Genomic DNA, 18,456 nt, shown 5'->3' with positions numbered 1-18,456 from the left:
ATGTTGTGAAAATAGTAAGCGTTTTTACGAATGTTTGTGTCAATTTAATGAACAACGTACATAATATTATGCATTTTGTTTTTACAAGCTGTATAGTAAAAAAAGATAAATATCGAACGTATTCGAAGCATTGGTAAGGAAGGGAGCAAGGGTCTTGGTAAGAACTATAAATGAGACATTTTTAAAAGCATGTAGGGGGGAACGTACCGATTATGTACCAGCATGGTATATGCGTCAAGCAGGTCGTTCACAGCCGGAATATAGAAAGATTAAAGAAAAGTATTCTTTATTTGAAATTACACACAATCCAGAGTTATGTGCTTACGTTACAAAATTGCCGGTTGATCAATATAACGTAGACGCAGCAATTCTTTATAAAGATATTATGTCACCACTACCTGCAATTGGTGTGGATGTAGAAATTAAATCAGGTATTGGCCCAGTTATCGATAACCCAATCCGTTCTTTACAAGACGTAGAAAAACTAGGGGAAATCAATCCAGAAGATGATGTACCGTACATACTAGATACAATTCGTTTATTAACGACAGAAATGTTAGACGTACCGTTAATCGGTTTTTCAGGAGCTCCATTTACATTAGCGAGCTATATGATTGAAGGCGGTCCATCTCGTAACTACCATAATACGAAAGCGTTCATGTATGCAGAGCCAAAAGCTTGGTTTGCTTTAATGGATAAGCTAGCAGATATGGTTATTACATATTTAAAAGCGCAAATTAACGCAGGAGCAAAAGCAGTTCAAATTTTCGATTCTTGGGTTGGAACAGTAAATGTAGCAGATTACCGCGTATTTATTAAACCAGCAATGGAGCGTATTTTTGCAGAAGTTCGCCCTATGGGTGTACCGATGATTATGCACGGCGTAGGAGCTGCACACTTAGTGAATGAGTGGCACGATTTACCGCTTGATGTAGTCGGCTTAGACTGGCGTTTACCAATTGAAGAAGCACGTGCACGCGGCGTTCATAAGGCGGTACAAGGAAATATGGACCCTTCATTCTTACTTGCGCCATGGTCTGTTATTGAAGAACATGTAAAAGGTATTTTAGATCAAGGGATGAAAGAGCCTGGTTATATCTTTAACTTAGGACACGGTGTATTCCCAGAAGTAAATCCAGATACATTAAAACGTTTAACTACATTTATTCATGAATACTCTAAAGGGCAGTTAGCGAAGTAAAGGAGAATTGCTGTATGAAAAAGAAAATTGGTTTGCTTGTAATGGCATATGGAACGCCATATAAAGAAGAAGATATTGAACGTTACTATACACATATTCGCAGAGGAAGAAAGCCAAGTCCTGAAATGCTGGAAGATTTAACAGAGCGTTACCGTGCAATTGGTGGTATTTCTCCTTTAGCTACTATTACATTAGAGCAAGCTAAGAAGTTAGAGAAGCGTTTAAATGAAGTGCAAGATGAAGTAGAGTACCATATGTATCTTGGTTTAAAACATATTGAACCGTTTATTGAAGATGCGGTGAAAGATATGCATAACGACGGAATACAAGATGCAATCGCACTTGTTCTTGCACCTCACTATTCTACGTTTAGCGTGAAATCATACGTTGGACGAGCACAAGAAGAAGCTGAGAAACTTGGGAACTTAACAATTCACGGCATCGATAGCTGGTATAAAGAGCCGAAATTCATCCAGTACTGGGTTGATGCAGTGAAAGGTATATATAACGGTATGTCAGATGCAGAGCGTGAAAAAGCAGTATTAATCGTATCTGCACATAGCTTACCAGAGAAAATTATTGCAATGGGCGATCCATATCCAGATCAATTAAATGAAACAGCTGATTATATCGCGCGCGGAGCTGAAGTAGCAAACTATGCAGTAGGCTGGCAAAGTGCAGGAAACACACCAGATCCTTGGATTGGTCCAGATGTACAAGATTTAACGAGAGAACTAAATGAAAGGCACGGTTATACTTCATTCGTATATGCACCAGTTGGATTTGTTGCTGAACATTTAGAAGTTTTATATGACAACGACTTTGAGTGTAAAGTTGTAACGGATGAAATTGGTGCGAAATATTATCGTCCAGAAATGCCAAATGCATCGGACGCATTTATTGATTGTTTAACAGATGTTGTATTAAAGAAAAAAGAATCTGTACTGTAAGAAGAAAGGGGGAGCCTGCTTGAGGAAAAAAGTTGTGATCGTCGGCGGAGGCATAACGGGATTAACAGCAATGTATAACTTACAAAAAAATATTCATGAAAAAAACTTGCCGATTGATACATTACTTATAGAAGCATCGGGTAAACTTGGCGGAAAAATTCAAACCGTTCGAAAAGATGGATTTACAATTGAACGCGGACCGGATTCTTTCTTAGCACGAAAAGAAAGTGCAGCTAGATTAGTGAAAGAATTAGGTCTTGGCGATGAACTTGTAAATAATCAAGCCGGTCAATCATTTATCCTCGTAAACAATCGGTTACATAAAATGCCGAGCGGATCAATGATGGGAATTCCAACGCAAATTACGCCGTTTCTATTTTCCGGGCTGTTCTCCCCAATTGGTAAACTAAGAGCTGGCTTTGATCTATTAATGCCGAGGTCAAAGCCAGTATCTGACCAATCACTCGGACAATTTTTCAGACATCGCCTCGGAAACGAAGTGGTTGAAAACTTAATAGAACCGTTACTATCGGGTATTTATGCAGGGGATATTGATGAAATGAGCTTAATGTCAACATTCCCGCAAATGTATCAGATTGAGCAGAAACATCGCAGTATTTCACTCGGTATGCGTACGCTCGCTCCGAAAGAAGAGAAAGCTAAACCGAAAAAAGGAATCTTCCAAACAGTGAAAACAGGTTTAGAATCTATCGTAGAATCTCTCGAAGTAAAGATGCATGAAGGTACGATAATAAAGGGAACTCGCATTGAAAAAGTTGCAAAACAGGGTGATGGTTATACAATTACTCTTAGTAATGGAAAAGAAATAGAAGCGGACGCCATCGTAGTGGCAACTTCGCATAAAGTATTGCCGTCCATGTTTGCTCAGTACAAGCAGTTTCGTTTCTTCCGTAATATTCCGGCCACATCCGTTGCGAATGTGGCACTTGCTTTCCAAAAGTCAGCAATCCGGCGCGATATTAATGGTACAGGATTTGTCGTATCACGAAATAGCGATTACACGATTACAGCATGTACGTGGACGCATAAAAAATGGCCACATACAACGCCAGAAGGAAAAACACTCCTTCGCTGTTACGTTGGACGTGCTGGTGATGAAGCGGTTGTAGAACAAACTGAAGAAGAACTCGTTCAGCTCGTACTAGAAGATTTAAGAAAAACGATGGATATTACAGAGGATCCAGAATTTACAATCGTAAGCCGCTGGAAAGAAGCGATGCCTCAATATACAGTAGGCCATAATGAGCGAATGAAAAAGCTCACAACATTTATGCAGAAAGAGTTGCCTGGTATATACTTGGCAGGTAGCTCCTATGCTGGTGCTGGACTTCCAGATTGTATTAATCAAGGTGAGGAAGCTGCAAAGCGTGTATTATCTCATTTGGAGAAAGTAATAGATGCTGAATTAATCGCACAATAAACGAAACGCCTTCAATTATATTGAAGGCGTTTCGTTTATTGTATAAAATACTTATTCGCCAATAAACATATATAAGTTATTTGGCTTTATAACGGCATCTCCTGCATAAATAACCCACTCTGTTAAGTTATCAAAATCTAAATGATAACTATTTCCTTCACTCATATCTTCTATAAAATATGGTTCATTAATGAGTATTCCTTGAATGAAATCTTCCGTAATATTTTGCATTTCAAACCACATATGTTCACTTTTTCCTTCTTCGTAGGAGACACCAAACTTAGCAAGGAAACGAAAATCTTCATTTGATTGTTCAATGTGAAAAATGTTGCTGAAATACCCGAAAGTATTTTTCGCATTGTAAGCCATACGATTGGTTTCACTATTTGTTTTATAGAACATGAGCCCTGTAGCTTCCTCGTGTTCTTTGAAAAAACTTTCAATATATTCTTCTGAAGTATTAAATTTGAATAAGAGAACGGATGGAGATTGATGGTATTCATCTCGGGCATCCATTCCGCCTAAGAATGTATTTTGTGCATCTATTGGTTGTAGTTTCACTTCTTCATCCTCGATTGAAGATAATTGGTCCATACTCGTTTTATGCCCTATATAAGATAATCCTTTTTCCCACGGAACAGCGACTGTATGTATAGAACCTTGCTGACTATGCGCGATAACGATAGGCTCATTCATAGGGACTTGTCCATTTTCAACCGCATTATTAGCAAATGTTTGAAAGAGATCGCTAATGCCGTAGTAGGAAGAAATGCGATTTGGAATAATTAACTCTATTTCAGTTACGCCTGCTCTTAAAAGACCGTGTGTATGAAACCAATATTGCGTAGGCTCATCATCTTTATCGTCTTCATAAACAGAATGAATAACGTACAAGTCAGGAATGTCAGGTAATAATTCATTTTCAACGTGATATTCAATATAGCTTCTAGATATCACTTTCATTGCTGCACTTGAATCGATTACAAATAACAAATCTGGGGCGAGATTCCATAAAAACTGTAACTGCTGGAAAAAGCAGTCCAGTACATCGCCTACAAATAGCGTACGAGTGAAAATTTCAGTGCCGAAAGCCGCATCTTCAAAATTACGATCTACGATTGTAGAATCTTGTCTATTGTACATTTTGTATTCTTCTGGGTCATTCGCCTCATCAATATGCAGTTCATACGGTATGATTGCTTCATCCATATGTAACTCAAAAATAAGGCTTGTCTCATCACTATAAACAATTTTTAACTCATCAACTTTAGTAGCGATAGTCTCTAGCCGCTGTTTTAACTGCTCAATTGTAATTCTAGTTGGTATAACAGCAATCATATCTGAAAAATGACGTTCTAATGTTCCATTCATAGCTGCGCGGTATGTTTCTGTTTGCACTTCCATCCAATCACTCCTATTCAAATGAATCCATTTTACATGCCAATCAAATGTCGATATTTTCTGTTTTCTCTCTCTAACATTATAGAGTGCATTTGTAGAAGGTGTAAAATTATTATTTTGTATTATAGGTTGAAAGCTTGTAAATTAAATAAATCTTTTGTAAAATTTGTCGAAAAATAGTTCTATATAACGAATCATTTGTTATGATAGAAATGCTGAGAAAATATGAAATATGGAGAGGAAAATGGCTGTGAAGAAATTGTTAAGTGTCTTTTTATCATTCTTGCTATTGCTTTCATTTACTGGAACTTTAGCGCAAGCAGAAGAAACTGCTTCTATGTCAGTAGAAAAAGCAATTCAAGTATTTAAGCAGCAAGGGAAAACGAAGGGGATAGTGGAAGGGTACATTGTTGGATATACGCAAAGTTCTTCTAAATATACGAAGGATCCAGCTAAGTTTGATGATACAAACGTAGCAATTGCAGATTCGCCAAACGAAACGAATCCAGACAAAATCGTGCCTGTTCAGTTGCCAAAAGGTGATGTGAGAACGGCAGTGAATGTAAAAGATCATCCTGAAAATATCGGGAAGAAAGTTAGTTTGACTGGGACTCTTGAATTATATTTTAGTAACCCAGGTTTAAAATCAGTAACAGCTTATAAGTTTCAAGGTGAAGGCCAAAACCGTGTTAGCGATGTAGTAGCTTCACCGAACGGTGGAGAAGTTGCTAAAGGAACAGCGGTAACATTAACGACGAATACAGAAGGGGCAACAATCTACTATACGTTAGATGGCTCTAATCCTACTAATAAAAGCGTTCGTTATAATGGACAAATTGTAGTGAATGAAAATAGTGTAGTGAAAGCAATCGCAGAAAAAGAAGGGCTTACTTCTTCAGCAATTTCGACGTTTTCGTTTATTATCGTAAATAATGAACAGGTTCGTATTCATGACATTCAAGGAAAATCACATATGTCTCCTTACAACGGGAAGAAAGTATACAATGTGGAAGGCGTTGTCACAGCGCTTGATAAAAACGGCTTTTATATAGAAGACAATCAGCTAGATAATGATCCAGCTACTTCAGAAGGTATGTACGTATACAAAAAAGATGCGAATGTAGCAGTAGGAGATCTTATTCAAGTTGATGGAGTAGTAGAAGAATATGTTGGACCAGGATATGCAGAGCGATTTGAAACAGACTTAACGACGACAGAAATTAAGGCGAGTCGCGTTGTTGTAATCGCAAAAGATCAATCTTTACCAGCACCGATTGTACTTGGGGAAAACGGTGTGAAAATCCCGGATCAGATTATTGATAATGATGCATTTGGTTTATTTGATCCAAATGAAGATGCAATCGACTTCTATGAGAGTATAGAAGGTATGCGTGTTACGATGCCAACACCAAAAATTATTGCACCTCAGAAAAACGGAAATTTATATGTAACAGTAAAAAATGGTGGAGATAAAATAGTAACACAATATGGCACACCTCTATTAGATGAAAATCAATTAAACCCAGAGCGTCTTTCTGTAAAAGTGCCTCGCGATTATGTAGCAAAAGTAGGAGATACTTTCACTGGAGATATAACAGGGGTAGTAGGATATGATTACGGTTCTTTCCGTATTTCGCCAATAACAGAATTGCCAGCTGTAGTGGATGGTGGATTTAAGCAAGTAGGGGCAAATATTCAGCCTCGTCTTGATAAGTTAACAGTTGCTACATATAACATTGAAAACTTCTCGGCGAATAAAAAAGAAACAACAGATGAAAAGGTAAAAGCGTTAGCGTATTCTATTAAATACAATTTAAAAATGCCAGATATTATCGGTGTAGAGGAAATGCAAGATAATAACGGATCAATTAATGACGGTACAACAGATGCGTCATTGAGCGCAAAACGTATCATTGATGCAGTTCTAGAAATTCGTGGACCGAAGTATGAGTATGTAGAAATTGCTCCAAACAATAATCTAGACGGAGGAGCACCAGGAGCGAATATTCGCGTCGGTTTCTTCTACAACCCATCACGCGTGAAATTAGCAGCAGTACCGAAGTTACTTGATAAAAATGTGGTTCGCATTGGAGACGAAAGTTCATTATTTGAAAGTACACGTAAACCGTTAGCGGCAGAATTTACGTTCCAAGGACAAAACGTTGTTGTCGTTGCAAATCACTTAAACTCAAAAATAGGGGATGCAACGCCATTTGGAAAAGTGCAACCGCTCGTATTAAAAAGTGAAGACAAACGAATTCAGTTAGCACAAGAAGTAAATCAATTTGTACAAGGAATTCAGAAAAAGAACACAAATGCACCAGTTGTTGTGTTAGGAGATATGAACGATTTTGAGTTTGCTAAACCACTAAAAGCACTAGAAGGAACAAACTTAAAGAATATGTTAAACACAGTGCCGAAAGAGAATCGTTACACGTACATTCACGAAGGAAATGCACAAGTGTTAGATCATATTTTAGTAACAAACAACATCGCACCACACACAATTGTAGATCCAGTGCACTTAAACTCAAACATAATGAAAGAGCACGGACGTGTAAGCGATCATGACCCAGTACTTGCTCAAATTGATTTGAAGAAAGCTTCTTAAAGAAAGGAACGCTTAGGTGACTGAGCGTTCTTTTTTGTTTCTGCATCAATAGTATAAAGAGATGATTCCTTTTTTTGTAATCTGATGATAAAATTAATTGAATATTCAGTCGTTAGGAGGGCAGCGATGCAAGCACGAATAAATGGAAAATTAATGAATCAGTTTGCAATTTTTTTTAGTACGATCGTCATGCTTCAGTTTGTAGCTGATATAACAGGACTTACAAGTAATTTAGACATTACGTATAACTTAATACATACAGCAACTTCTTATATAACATTTAGTTTGGCGGTTATTTTCACTTTAATAGGTGCAAGAAGAGAATTAAGTAAATATGCAATTGCTTCATTATGTTTAGTAGTGGCGATTAAAGCAATTTATTTTGTAGCGGTTGTTATTTTATGGGGATTGGCTGGTACACCGTAAATGAATAGTAAATAAAACCCTAATTTCCAATATAGTAAGGAAATTAGGGTTTTATTATACTTGAAAAGCCTTTCTACACCGCTCTCTTCTTTGCAACCTTCTTCTATATTTTTTTCTATCACGCTTTACTCCTTGTATGTACATGAATAAACTAACGAGAAGGAAAAAAGTGCATTGCATCGTTAAAATATACGGCGACATGCCATGCAACGGTTGTTTTGGGTCATATAAATGAAAAGGCGCTCCGCCTATTGTAGGGAATATCGTATTTAGCAGGACGTATGGAATGGAGGCAACTGCAAATGGGAAGAGAATCGCCATATAGTCCTTTTGTGACCACGCAGATGCTGCAAGTCCTAAAAGGGCCATTAAACCTGCAAATAAAAAATTAATTCCGATATATACAGTAATGTAAGTGAGGGGAGATTCGTAATATAAGTTTGCAAACATCCCATTATCATTTATAATGCCTGAACCAGCCGTCGGTTCTCCGTCTGGAATGGTTAATTTGCAAAATAATAACGATAAGATGAATGGAAATGTATAAAGAAGTCCGCCACAAAAGAATGTAACGATATATTTCGTTACTGAATAAGGGAACAAAGAAATCCCTTTACTTACAAACGGTTTAAAACCATCTGATTTATCCGAATTGTAACTTGTACTAAAGGGGAAACTAGCAATAACGGGCATTAATAATAAATAAACATCCATTTCATTGTCGCGAAATCCAATCCATTTAAAAGCTGTTGTTACAAACGCATCCGTTCCATCCCCAATGTAACGAATTACATAATAATAATGGTAAATAAAAATAAGAGCTAGTCCACTAAACATAATAATTAAAGAAACACGATTACAAAAAGCTTGCTTTATATTTAAACGAAGCGCACGCATCATGACTGAAAAAGCCTCCACTATTTTGATAAACTTGTCTATTTTCTATATTACTATTAATTGTAAAGATTTTCTTGTTTTTTTATTTGATTATTTGAAAAAGAGGAATTTTGTTGTTGTGAAGTAAGGTTTAATCATATATCTTAAGAACACCTTTTCCTTTTCTCTTTTCTTCTGATAAACTATGGACAGTATGATATACACTGACTGGAATTTTTTTATACTGGAAATAATAAAAAAGAGAACTTGTCTAGAATGTAAGCGTGTGGTAATATCAAAGGTGTACTGATTGACTATATTATCCAATTGGTCATTTTTGGAGGTGAAGATGTGGCGATAGATCGAAAACGTTCTATTATTGAAGCTGCAACAAAGTCTTTTTCAGCGTTCGGTTATAAAGCAACAACGATGGATCAAGTAGCGAAGTTAGCGAATGTAGGAAAAGGAACGATTTATACTTTTTTCAAAAATAAAGAAGAGCTATTTGGTGAAATTATTTCTAATTTAATTACAGAAATGAAGCAAGTTGCAGAAAGTGCAATTCGTTCAGATGTTTCATTTTTTGAAAATGTACATAGAGCATTATATAGCATCTTGGAATTTAGAAAAGAACATCAGCTCATGATTAAATTAATTCAAGAAGAGCGCGATATGGGAACGAAAGAAGTACAAGAAGTCATGCAACAAGTTGATGTGGAAATTGTTTCTGTTATTCAATCGTATTTAAAGATTGCGATTGAAAAAGGTGAAATTAGCAAATGTGATCCAGAAATTACAGCATTTATTATGCTTCGTCTATATGTATCGCTTATTTTTGATTGGGAAAAAAATCATGAACCGCTAGAAAAAGAAAAAATTGCAGAGTTATTTGAACTTTATTTACTAAAAGGATTGTCAAACTAAGATGATCCTTTTAATTTTATAAAAAAATGACCAAATTAATAATGAGGTCATATATTTAATTTGAGGAGGAGTTATAGAAAAATTATAATTATAATGAGAAAAAGTTGCATAGTAATAAATTCGGGGATAAGGCATATGTATGAACAAGTATAGCCTTTTTGTTTGAGTGAAAATGACCAAATGAACAATTTGGTCATTTAGAAAAGGGGGAGAAATGATGAAATGGAATCAGTTACTTCGTAAAGAGTTTACTGAAATTATAAAAAGTAAAAAAATATTAATTCCAATTATCGCGGTTTTATTCGTGCCAATTTTATATGCAGGTATGTTTTTATGGGCCTTTTGGGATCCGTATAAACAGTTAGATGATTTACCAGTTGCGGTAGTCAATTTAGATAAAGGTGCAGTATTTGATGGGAAACCAATTGAGGTCGGAAAAGGGCTCGTTGATAACTTAAAAGATAATACAAGTTTCAAATGGGAATTTGTAAGTGAAAAAGAAGCGGAAAAAGGAATGGAAGGTAGAAAGTATTACATGTTAGTACGCATTCCAGATGACTTCTCAAGTAACGCTACAACGTTATTAAAAGATGATCCAAAACCATTAAATTTAGAATACATTCCAAACGAAAGCTTAAACTTCTTATCTTCACAAATTGGCGGAACAGCCATTGAAAAAATTAAAGGTGAAGTATCAAGTACGTTAACGAAAACATATGCAGAGAAAATGTTTGATTCTATTCAAGACGTCTCAAAAGGATTAGCAGATGGGGCGGAAGGAGCAAATAAACTACACGACGGATCAAGTGAGCTGCATGATGGTTCCAGTAAAGTGACGGATGGCCTTCATACACTTCAAGGGAAGTCTGGAGAGATGAAGGATGGAGCTCAGAAATTAGCAGATGGATCTAATAAATTAGTAGATGGATCAGGAAAAGTAACAAGCGGTTTAAATACGCTAAATAGCAAAACAGGTGAAATGCAGATAGGTATAGGGAAATTAGTAGACGGATCTGGAAAAGTAACAGATGGTTTACATGTATTAAATAGCAATGTAGGTATCGGAAAATTAGTATCTGGGTCAGGCAAAGTAACAGATGGTTTACATGTATTAAATAGCAATGCAGGTATTGGGAAACTAGTATCTGGGTCAGGCAAAGTAACAGATGGTTTACATGTATTAAATAGCAATGCAGGTATTGGGAAACTAGTAGATGGCTCCGGAAAAGTAACGGATGGTTTACATGCATTAAATAGCAATGCAGGTATAGGGAAATTAGTAGACGGTTCCGGGAAAGTAACGAATGGTTTAAACATGTTAAATAGTAAAACAGGTGAGATGCAAACAGGTATCGGAAAATTAGTATCTGGGTCAGGCAAAGTAACAGACGGTTTAAATACGCTAAATAGCAAAACGGGTGAAATGCAAAAAGGAATTGGCGAATTGCGTGATGGATCTGAGAAAGTGACCGGTGGCTTGAACGAATTAGTAAGTAAATCCGGTGATTTAAAAACAGGAACAACTGATCTCTCAAATGGTATGGGAAAACTTGTTGAAGGGCGAAGTCAATTAGAAAAAGGGTCTCAAGAAATTCAAAAGGGATTGCAAGATTTAAATAGTAACGTACAAAAGTCTGCTGCAGGCTTAGAGGAAATGCAGTCGAAAGTTCCTTCTATATTGAATACAGTAAATGAAAAAATAGATGGAGCTGGGGCGAATGTAAATCAGTTAAATGAACTTACGCAATCAACAGCAGGAGATGCTAAAACTGCAGCGCAAGATGTAGCGAATTTACAAAAGCAAATTGAAAGTTTACCAAAAGAATATCAAGAGCAGTTACAACCGTTCATAACAAGTGCTGTAAAAAGTACAGCGACAGTTCAGCAAAAGGCTGCCGGAGTAGCAGGTGGAACAAATAAACTAAATGAAGAAGTAAAACAATTAAAGGGCGAAATACATCAAACAACAAATGGATTGCAAAATAAATTACCAAATCCAGAAGGGGTAAAAACGCTAGCAGGTGGTATTGAGAAACTGACGAACGCACAAAATGAATTTGTTAGTAAGTTTCATGGATTTGGTGAGGGATTAGATAAAGCAAAAATAGGTGCCAACAAATTAAAAGATGGATCAGTTCAATTAATTGATGGAGTAACGCAATTACAAAGCGGATCTGGAAAAGTGACAGCAGGATTAGGTGAATTATATGCTGGAGCAAATCAAATGGCAGGTGGAATAAATCAATTAGCAGATGGATCTGCTCAAGTAACAGGCGGTTTAGGAACAGTATCTGAAAGAGCAAACCAAATGGCAGGTGGAATAAATCAATTAGCTGACGGCTCAAGCCAAGTAACAGGCGGTTTAGGCACAGTATCTGTAGGAGTATCCAAATTAGCAGATGGGTCTGGTCAAGTAACAGACGGTTTAGGCACAGTATCTGTAGGAGTATCCAAATTAGCAGATGGGTCTGGTCAAGTAACAGGCGGCTTAGGCACAGTATCTGTAGGAGTATCCAAATTAGCAGATGGCTCAAGTCAAGTAACAGGTGGTTTAGGAACAGTATCTGTAGCAGTAAACCAATTAGCAGATGGTTCAAGCAAAGTAACAGGCGGCTTAGGTACATTATCCGCGGGAGCAAATCAAATGTCAGGAGGAATAACGCAATTAACAGACGGTTCAAGCCAAGTAACAACTGGCTTAGGTACTCTAAATGGTGGCCTAAATCAAATGTCAACAGGCTCAACCCAGCTAATCGACGGCGTAAATAAACTAGCAGACGGCTCAGGAAAAGTAACTGATGGACTAGTGAAAGTAAACGATGGTTCAGGTGAACTTGCTGAGAAACTTGGGGAAGGGGCAGAGAAAACTGGGGAAGTAAAAGGGACAGATAAAACGTATGATATGTTTGCAAGTCCTGTAAAGGTGAAGACGGAGAAAATGGCGGAAGTTCCTAACTACGGAACTGGATTTACACCGTATTTCTTATCACTCGGTTTATTCGTTGGGGCATTACTATTATCAATCGTATATCCATTACGTGATACAGTTGGCGTTCCAAAATCAGGATTTAGTTGGTTTATTAGTAAGTTCGGCGTGTTACTATCAGTCGGTATTATTCAAGCGATAGTAGCAGATGTTATATTACTGTTCGGATTAGGTGTAGAAGTACAAAGTATTCCGTACTTCATACTCTTTAGCATCGTTACAAGTTTAGCGTTTATTGCATTAATTCAATGTTTAGTAACAGCATTCGGTGATGCAGGGCGTTTCATCGCCATCATCACATTAATTATTCAGCTTACAACAAGTGCTGGAACATTCCCGTTAGAGTTAATTCCGAAGTTTTTACAACCATTTAATGCTTGGTTACCGATGACATACTCTGTATCAGGATTGAAAGCAGTCGTATCAAGCGGAGACTTTAACTTCATGTGGCAAAACATAGGAATGCTCATGATCTTTATCGTTGTATTATCACTTGGAACAATCGCCTCCTTAACTTTGATGCACAAACGACAATTTAAAAATGTTGCTGAAAATCAATCGGTTGAAGCGTAAAAAAAGCACCTTTTTGGTGCTTTTTTATTTTAATAGAGGGCATCTTTTCCTTGGTTCATCTATAAATCTTTCTAAAAGCTATAGAAACGAAAGAAAAGGAATTACAACAATTTACAGAGAAACATAGGGTAGAGGAGTTGATATGATGAAAGGCAATCCTACTTACTATTTTATCTTATATCCATTAATCTTCTTTCTCGTTTTCTCTCTTTCACCTATCTTGTTTCAGAAAAAAGAATATACGAGTATGAAAGATATACTAGGGATACTTTTATTTTACTATGTGCTAATTAGTGGATATTACTTTATGGATGTTGTAAGTGAAAGAATGAAGAAGGATAGTAAAGATAAACGATAAATTTTATTGTATAAAAACCGATGGAGGATAAAAAATGACTGAAAGTGAGATGAAATTCCGTGATACGACCATTCGTAACTTTTTTGATAAAGAGAATCGTTTAAAATCGATTCCAGGTCAAAAGAAGAAAAAATTAGTATTGTTAGAGCATTTAATTAGCAAGTTAAATGCTGAAAATCAATATACAGAAAAAGAAATTAATACATTTATAAAACAATATCATGATGATTTTTGTACAATTAGACGTGAATTTATTGTACATAGGTTTATGGATAGAGAGGATAGTATGTACCGTATAAACGGGAGAGAAGTTTGGACGAAGTGGGAGGAGTTAAAATAATGAATCAGCGAGGGGATCCCCGCTGATTATAAGCCTGTGCTAGTCTTGCTGTTTCTTTGTAGTAAGTCTATGAACGCTTCAACATTCGAACTTGTAATGTATCCAAGCGTTATATATTCATCTTCATAGTAAAATATTATTTTTTTGTCAAAGATTCTTCTCTTCGTTTCTATGGATAGAATTTTTTCATAATCAAATTCGGCAATGAATGTGTTTTTATATTGGCTAAAAAAGAGAAGTCTTTGATTAGTAGCAAGTAACATGCCAGGATACGGGACTTTATGCGTAATCATATAGCCAGTAAGTGAACATTTTAAAGTAGATAAAATTTTTTCTTCTTTATGTAATAGTTGTTTTGCATCTGTTAAGATTGGGTTCATTCCATACATTCCTTTTATTTTGATTTATGAATATTGTATCAAGAGTAAAAAGATTCTCAATATGTAATATTGCATATTGGACGTTTTATAGTTTTAATATTATTTTTAAAAAGAAAAAGTACGAGGTGATTCAATGATACGGTTAGTAAAAGAGACTGATGCAGAAGCAATTATGAATATTAGAAAAGAAATTATATTATCGGAAACTACTACAAAATTTTTCATAGTATCCCCAAAGAAGTTACCGAATGATAGTAATGCAGAAAGAGAAAAGATACGGAAAAGCAATGAGAAAGGTAATCTCTATATCGTGTATGAAGTAGATAGGAAGGTAGTTGGCTTTTTACTTTTCAACCGATATGAACTAGAACGGTTACAACACGCAGGCACAATGGGAATGGGGATTAAAGAGGCGTATTGTAATCAAGGCATCGGCACGAAATTAATTGAATTTCTTATTAGTTGGGCTAAAGAGCAGAAAGGTTTAGAGAAAATTTGCTTAGGTGTAGTTTCTGTTAATGATCGGGCAATTAAAGTGTACAAACGTATGGGTTTTGTAGAAGAAGGGAGACAACGAAAGCAAATAAAGTATGAAGATGGATCATATGGAGACGACGTATTGATGGGCTTTTATATTGAATAAAGGATATATGGTATTAAGAAAAGGAATGTACCTACCGTAAATGTCTAAAAGCAGTATATTGCCCCTCCATTAACAGACTTTTACCTATGTATAATATTAATATAGTAAAATCATAACAACCGATATTGCAGTTTCCAATAATATACTATATAATCAATTTAAGAAAACGTTTTCATGCAAAGGGGGAGAATTTCGTGTCGACTATAGAGGACGTGGCGAAATTAGCGGGGTTATCAAGGACAACGGTTTCTAGGGTGATTAATAATCATCCATATGTTTCAGATGAGAAGAAAAAAAGGGTTCAATTAGCAATGAAGCATTTAGGCTTTGTTCCTAATTCTGCGGCGAGAAGGCTTCGTAAACAAAAAACGGAAACAATTGCGGTGCTAGTTCCAAGGATTACAAATCCTTTTTTCAGTAGATTTATTGAAGCAATCGAGATTGCAGCTTCTGAACATAAATATAAACTGATTATTTGTCAAACAAGATATTTACCTGAAAAAGAGATGGAGTATTTACAATTATTATCTACGAAACAAGTAGATGGGATTATTCTATGTTCACTAGAAAATCCGTGGGAAGATGTAGAGCCATACTTACAGCACGGTCCAATCGTGTTATGTAATGAATATATTGAGGAAGCAAATATTCCAACAGTGAAGTTTGATCATGCGCAAGGAGCATACATAGCTGCGAAGCATGTGTTAGATCAAGGATATCGCAATCTTATTTTTTGCCGTGGTAACGAAACCAAATTAGTTAGCCAGCAGCGAAAAATGGGCTTTTTACGTGCAATAACTGAGAAGAGCCGCCAAGTAGAAGCGATTGATTTTCTTGAAAACGCTTTCTCTTGGGAGGATGGAAAACGAATATTCCATGAAGTATTAAAGGACAAAAAAAATCCTACCGCGATTTTGGCAGGAGGCGATGAGGTAGCAGCTGGAATTATCTCAGAGGCGAAGCACCATAACTGGAGCATTCCAGATGATCTCGCTGTTATCGGTTTTGATAATCAAATATTATCACAGATTACAGAGCCAGGTATTACGACAATTGAACAGCCAATCGATGAGATGGCCCGAAAAGTTGTCGACCTGATGATGGATAAAATCCATACGAAAAATTATCGACAAAAAGAATTGTATGAGTTTGAACTGGAGCTCTTGGTGAAAGGTTCAACGATGAAGAAGGATACGATGTTATTAGCCTAGTAGACTATGTCTGCTAGGTTTTTTTATGTTCATAAACTACTATTCTTCGTGAACGCAGTCATCACATTTGTTATGGTATGCTTCGTGTTGCTCATCAATTTCTTTCCCACAGTGCGCACAAGTTTTCGTCGGTAAATTTCTGAAAAACTCCATTGGTTGATCAATCATGTCAATCCCTCCATTTCCATTTCTTACTATTATTGTATTAGTACAAAAAATAAAAGTCAACAACTGTTTTATAACAAAATTGAAAATTAATGAAAAAGTTTAGGAAATGGATTATAGTTAACAATGTAGAATGTAAGTGAAACATGCATTCCTACTCGGTTTTAGAAAGGATGGATACATATGAAAATGACTGTTGTCGGCTTTTGGGGCGGATTTCCAGAAGCGGGAGAAGCAACGTCGGGGTATTTGTTTGAACACGATGGTTTTCGTTTACTTGTAGACTGTGGTAGTGGTGTACTAGCACAGCTTCAAAAATATATAACACCATCTCATATAGATGCAGTTGTACTGTCACACTATCATCACGATCATGTTGCGGACATTGGGGTATTGCAATATGCGAGATTAATTACGAGTGCAACAACAAGGCAACTACCGGAATTACCAATATACGGTCATACGTTTGACGAGAATGGATTCCATTCTTTAACACATGAACCACATACGAAAGGAATCGCGTACAATCCAGAAGAAACACTTCAAGTTGGACCGTTCTCGATTTCGTTCTTAAAAACTGTTCATCCTGTTACATGCTTTGCGATGCGTATTACAGCTGGAGATGGTGCTGTAGTATACAGCGCTGATTCAAGTTATATTCCTGAATTCATTCCATTCACGAAAGATGCTGATCTTTTCATTTGTGAGTGTAATATGTATGCACATCAAGAGGCTGCAAAAGCAGGGCATATGAATAGTACAGAAGTAGCAAGTATTGCAAAAGATGCGAATGTAAAAGAACTTTTATTAACGCACTTACCGCATACAGGAAACCCATCTAATTTAGTAACAGAAGCAAAACAAATTTTCAGTGGCCATATTACGCTAGCGCATAGTGGCTACGTATGGAACTCATGAGGTGATACGATGTTATTTATTGATAATAAAGGAATTACAGATCCTAGAATAAACTTAGCGATTGAAGAATATTGTGTGAAAAATTTAGATATTAACGAAACATATTTACTGTTCTACATTAACGAACCTTCGATTATCATTGGTAAAAACCAAAACACAGTAGAAGAAATTAATGCAGATTACGTAAAAGAAAAAGGTATTCATGTCGTTCGTCGTCTATCAGGCGGAGGCGCAGTATATCATGATTTAGGAAACTTAAACTTCAGCTTTATCACGAAAGATGATGGAGATAGTTTCAGCAACTTCAAAAAATTCACAGAGCCTGTAACGAAAGCGCTTGGTAAATTAGGTGTAAATGCAGAACTAAGTGGTCGTAACGACATTTTAGCTGAAGGAAGAAAAATTTCAGGTAACGCGCAGTTCTCAACGAAAGGTCGTATGTTCAGTCACGGTACGTTACTATTTGACTCTGAAATCGATCACGTCGTATCAGCACTGAAAGTAAAAATGGATAAGATCCAATCAAAAGGAATTAAATCAATCCGTAGCCGCGTTGCGAACATTACAGAGTTCCTAAACGAAGAAATGACGACAGAAGAGTTTAGACAACTTCTTCTAGAAACAATTTTCGAAGGAGAAACAGAAATCCCAACGTATGAATTAACAGAAGAGGATTGGAAAGAAATCCATAAACTTTCTGAAGAGCGCTACCGCAATTGGGACTGGAACTACGGAAAATCACCGAAGTTCAACTTACAACATTCACACCGCTTCCCAGTTGGACAAGTTGACGTTCGTCTGGAAGTGAAAAAAGGAACAGTAACAGAATGCAAAATTTACGGCGACTTCTTCGGTTCACTAGATGTTCATGATATCGAAGAGCGTCTAACAGGCGTTCAGTTCGATAAAGATACATTCACTGCAGCTTTAGAAGGCGTAGATATCGCACGCTACTTCGGTAACATTACAACTGAAGATTTCTTACATTTATTCTTCTAAAAATGAGGGAGGCTGCCATAACGGGCAGCCTCTTTTTTTGCGTAGATTGTCGC

The 18,456-nt window shown here is 36.5% G+C and carries 17 protein-coding genes; 13 read left to right on the top strand and 4 right to left on the bottom strand.

The window, feature by feature from the left end; all coding sequences use genetic code 11:
• Window positions 1-154 precede the first annotated feature (154 nt).
• Genes hemE through hemY form a run of 3 tightly spaced genes read left to right on the top strand, consistent with a single transcriptional unit; the run spans window position 155 to window position 3,592 of the window.
• Window positions 155-1,201: a uroporphyrinogen decarboxylase gene (hemE, locus tag ACLBXA_RS12340; protein ID WP_000252608.1), complete on the top strand. Its 1,047-nt coding sequence runs from the start codon at window positions 155-157 to the stop codon at window positions 1,199-1,201.
• Between the two features lie 14 nt (window positions 1,202-1,215).
• Window positions 1,216-2,151, top strand: a complete 936-nt coding sequence (gene hemH / locus ACLBXA_RS12335; RefSeq protein ID WP_000726782.1) for a ferrochelatase — start codon at window positions 1,216-1,218, stop codon at window positions 2,149-2,151.
• A 19-nt stretch (window positions 2,152-2,170) separates the two neighbouring features.
• On the top strand, window positions 2,171-3,592 hold the full coding sequence (gene hemY, locus ACLBXA_RS12330) for a protoporphyrinogen oxidase (RefSeq protein WP_001228109.1): 1,422 nt from the start codon (window positions 2,171-2,173) through the stop codon (window positions 3,590-3,592).
• Between the two features lie 51 nt (window positions 3,593-3,643).
• Here the strand turns inward: hemY and ACLBXA_RS12325 are convergent, their stop codons facing one another.
• Window positions 3,644-4,996: a DUF4026 domain-containing protein gene (locus ACLBXA_RS12325; protein WP_000453727.1), complete on the bottom strand. Its 1,353-nt coding sequence runs from the start codon at window positions 4,994-4,996 to the stop codon at window positions 3,644-3,646.
• Window positions 4,997-5,237: 241 nt separating this feature from the next.
• Here ACLBXA_RS12325 and ACLBXA_RS12320 point away from each other — a divergent pair, with 241 nt between their 5' ends.
• Window positions 5,238-7,604 carry a DUF6359 domain-containing protein gene (locus tag ACLBXA_RS12320; protein WP_447617232.1) on the top strand — a complete coding sequence of 789 codons (2,367 nt, stop codon included), beginning with the start codon at window positions 5,238-5,240 and terminating at the stop codon, window positions 7,602-7,604.
• 126 nt (window positions 7,605-7,730) lie between these two features.
• Entirely contained in the window at window positions 7,731-8,030 is a 300-nt protein-coding gene (locus tag ACLBXA_RS12315; RefSeq protein ID WP_001148894.1) for a hypothetical protein, read from the top strand.
• A gap of 54 nt (window positions 8,031-8,084) precedes the next feature.
• Here the strand turns inward: ACLBXA_RS12315 and ACLBXA_RS12310 are convergent, their stop codons facing one another.
• On the bottom strand, window positions 8,085-8,930 hold the full coding sequence (locus ACLBXA_RS12310; protein WP_000984163.1) for a hypothetical protein: 846 nt from the start codon (window positions 8,928-8,930) through the stop codon (window positions 8,085-8,087).
• A gap of 327 nt (window positions 8,931-9,257) precedes the next feature.
• On the opposite strand from ACLBXA_RS12310, the gene ACLBXA_RS12305 reads away from it, so the two are divergent.
• The 4 genes from ACLBXA_RS12305 to ACLBXA_RS12290 all read left to right on the top strand — a co-directional run bounded on the left by ACLBXA_RS12305 (window position 9,258) and on the right by ACLBXA_RS12290 (window position 14,087).
• Window positions 9,258-9,830 (top strand): TetR/AcrR family transcriptional regulator, encoded by a 573-nt coding sequence (locus tag ACLBXA_RS12305; RefSeq protein WP_000963381.1) that lies wholly within the window; start codon window positions 9,258-9,260, stop codon window positions 9,828-9,830.
• Window positions 9,831-10,047: 217 nt separating this feature from the next.
• Window positions 10,048-13,389, top strand: coding sequence for a YhgE/Pip domain-containing protein (locus ACLBXA_RS12300; RefSeq protein WP_098900021.1), 3,342 nt, complete (start codon window positions 10,048-10,050; stop codon window positions 13,387-13,389).
• Window positions 13,390-13,531: 142 nt separating this feature from the next.
• Window positions 13,532-13,747: a hypothetical protein gene (locus ACLBXA_RS12295; protein ID WP_002083046.1), complete on the top strand. Its 216-nt coding sequence runs from the start codon at window positions 13,532-13,534 to the stop codon at window positions 13,745-13,747.
• A 34-nt stretch (window positions 13,748-13,781) separates the two neighbouring features.
• The gene (locus ACLBXA_RS12290; protein WP_000140302.1) at window positions 13,782-14,087 is read left to right on the top strand and encodes a DUF2087 domain-containing protein; all 306 of its coding nucleotides are present in this window, start codon (window positions 13,782-13,784) and stop codon (window positions 14,085-14,087) included.
• Window positions 14,088-14,113: 26 nt separating this feature from the next.
• Here ACLBXA_RS12290 and ACLBXA_RS12285 read toward each other — a convergent pair whose 3' ends face one another.
• Window positions 14,114-14,467, bottom strand: a complete 354-nt coding sequence (locus tag ACLBXA_RS12285) for a PH domain-containing protein (protein ID WP_001068229.1) — start codon at window positions 14,465-14,467, stop codon at window positions 14,114-14,116.
• Window positions 14,468-14,600: 133 nt separating this feature from the next.
• Here ACLBXA_RS12285 and ACLBXA_RS12280 point away from each other — a divergent pair, with 133 nt between their 5' ends.
• Entirely contained in the window at window positions 14,601-15,110 is a 510-nt protein-coding gene (locus ACLBXA_RS12280; protein WP_000620471.1) for a GNAT family N-acetyltransferase, read from the top strand.
• A 194-nt stretch (window positions 15,111-15,304) separates the two neighbouring features.
• Complete coding sequence (locus tag ACLBXA_RS12275; protein WP_000103710.1) at window positions 15,305-16,321, top strand: LacI family DNA-binding transcriptional regulator; 1,017 nt, start codon at window positions 15,305-15,307, stop codon at window positions 16,319-16,321.
• A 39-nt stretch (window positions 16,322-16,360) separates the two neighbouring features.
• Here ACLBXA_RS12275 and yhfH read toward each other — a convergent pair whose 3' ends face one another.
• Window positions 16,361-16,489 (bottom strand): protein YhfH, encoded by a 129-nt coding sequence (yhfH, locus tag ACLBXA_RS12270; protein ID WP_000567010.1) that lies wholly within the window; start codon window positions 16,487-16,489, stop codon window positions 16,361-16,363.
• Between the two features lie 180 nt (window positions 16,490-16,669).
• On the opposite strand from yhfH, the gene ACLBXA_RS12265 reads away from it, so the two are divergent.
• A complete protein-coding gene (locus ACLBXA_RS12265) occupies window positions 16,670-17,404 on the top strand; it encodes an MBL fold metallo-hydrolase (protein ID WP_000784692.1) in 735 nt (244 codons plus the stop codon).
• Between the two features lie 9 nt (window positions 17,405-17,413).
• Window positions 17,414-18,403 (top strand): lipoate--protein ligase, encoded by a 990-nt coding sequence (locus ACLBXA_RS12260; protein WP_000897261.1) that lies wholly within the window; start codon window positions 17,414-17,416, stop codon window positions 18,401-18,403.
• Window positions 18,404-18,456 lie beyond the last annotated feature (53 nt).

It is taken from the genome of Bacillus sp. D48C (assembly GCF_053345735.1).
The sequence above is the reverse complement of the archived record's forward strand: the minus strand, read 5'-3'. Positions and strand labels throughout refer to the sequence as shown.

What these genes read in the sequence shown, in the direction of transcription:
- ACLBXA_RS12280 (WP_000620471.1), top strand. Translation starts at nt 14,601, where the DNA reads ATGATACGGTTAGTAAAAGAGACTGATGCAGAAGCAATTATGAATATT.
- hemH (WP_000726782.1), top strand. Translation starts at nt 1,216, where the DNA reads ATGAAAAAGAAAATTGGTTTGCTTGTAATGGCATATGGAACGCCATAT.
- yhfH (WP_000567010.1), bottom strand. Translation starts at nt 16,489, where the DNA reads ATGATTGATCAACCAATGGAGTTTTTCAGAAATTTACCGACGAAAACT.
- ACLBXA_RS12325 (WP_000453727.1), bottom strand. Translation starts at nt 4,996, where the DNA reads ATGGAAGTGCAAACAGAAACATACCGCGCAGCTATGAATGGAACATTA.
- ACLBXA_RS12320 (WP_447617232.1), top strand. Translation starts at nt 5,238, where the DNA reads ATGGCTGTGAAGAAATTGTTAAGTGTCTTTTTATCATTCTTGCTATTG.
- ACLBXA_RS12260 (WP_000897261.1), top strand. Translation starts at nt 17,414, where the DNA reads ATGTTATTTATTGATAATAAAGGAATTACAGATCCTAGAATAAACTTA.
- ACLBXA_RS12315 (WP_001148894.1), top strand. Translation starts at nt 7,731, where the DNA reads ATGCAAGCACGAATAAATGGAAAATTAATGAATCAGTTTGCAATTTTT.
- ACLBXA_RS12295 (WP_002083046.1), top strand. Translation starts at nt 13,532, where the DNA reads ATGATGAAAGGCAATCCTACTTACTATTTTATCTTATATCCATTAATC.
- ACLBXA_RS12310 (WP_000984163.1), bottom strand. Translation starts at nt 8,930, where the DNA reads ATGATGCGTGCGCTTCGTTTAAATATAAAGCAAGCTTTTTGTAATCGT.
- ACLBXA_RS12300 (WP_098900021.1), top strand. Translation starts at nt 10,048, where the DNA reads ATGAAATGGAATCAGTTACTTCGTAAAGAGTTTACTGAAATTATAAAA.
- ACLBXA_RS12290 (WP_000140302.1), top strand. Translation starts at nt 13,782, where the DNA reads ATGACTGAAAGTGAGATGAAATTCCGTGATACGACCATTCGTAACTTT.
- ACLBXA_RS12265 (WP_000784692.1), top strand. Translation starts at nt 16,670, where the DNA reads ATGAAAATGACTGTTGTCGGCTTTTGGGGCGGATTTCCAGAAGCGGGA.
- ACLBXA_RS12285 (WP_001068229.1), bottom strand. Translation starts at nt 14,467, where the DNA reads ATGAACCCAATCTTAACAGATGCAAAACAACTATTACATAAAGAAGAA.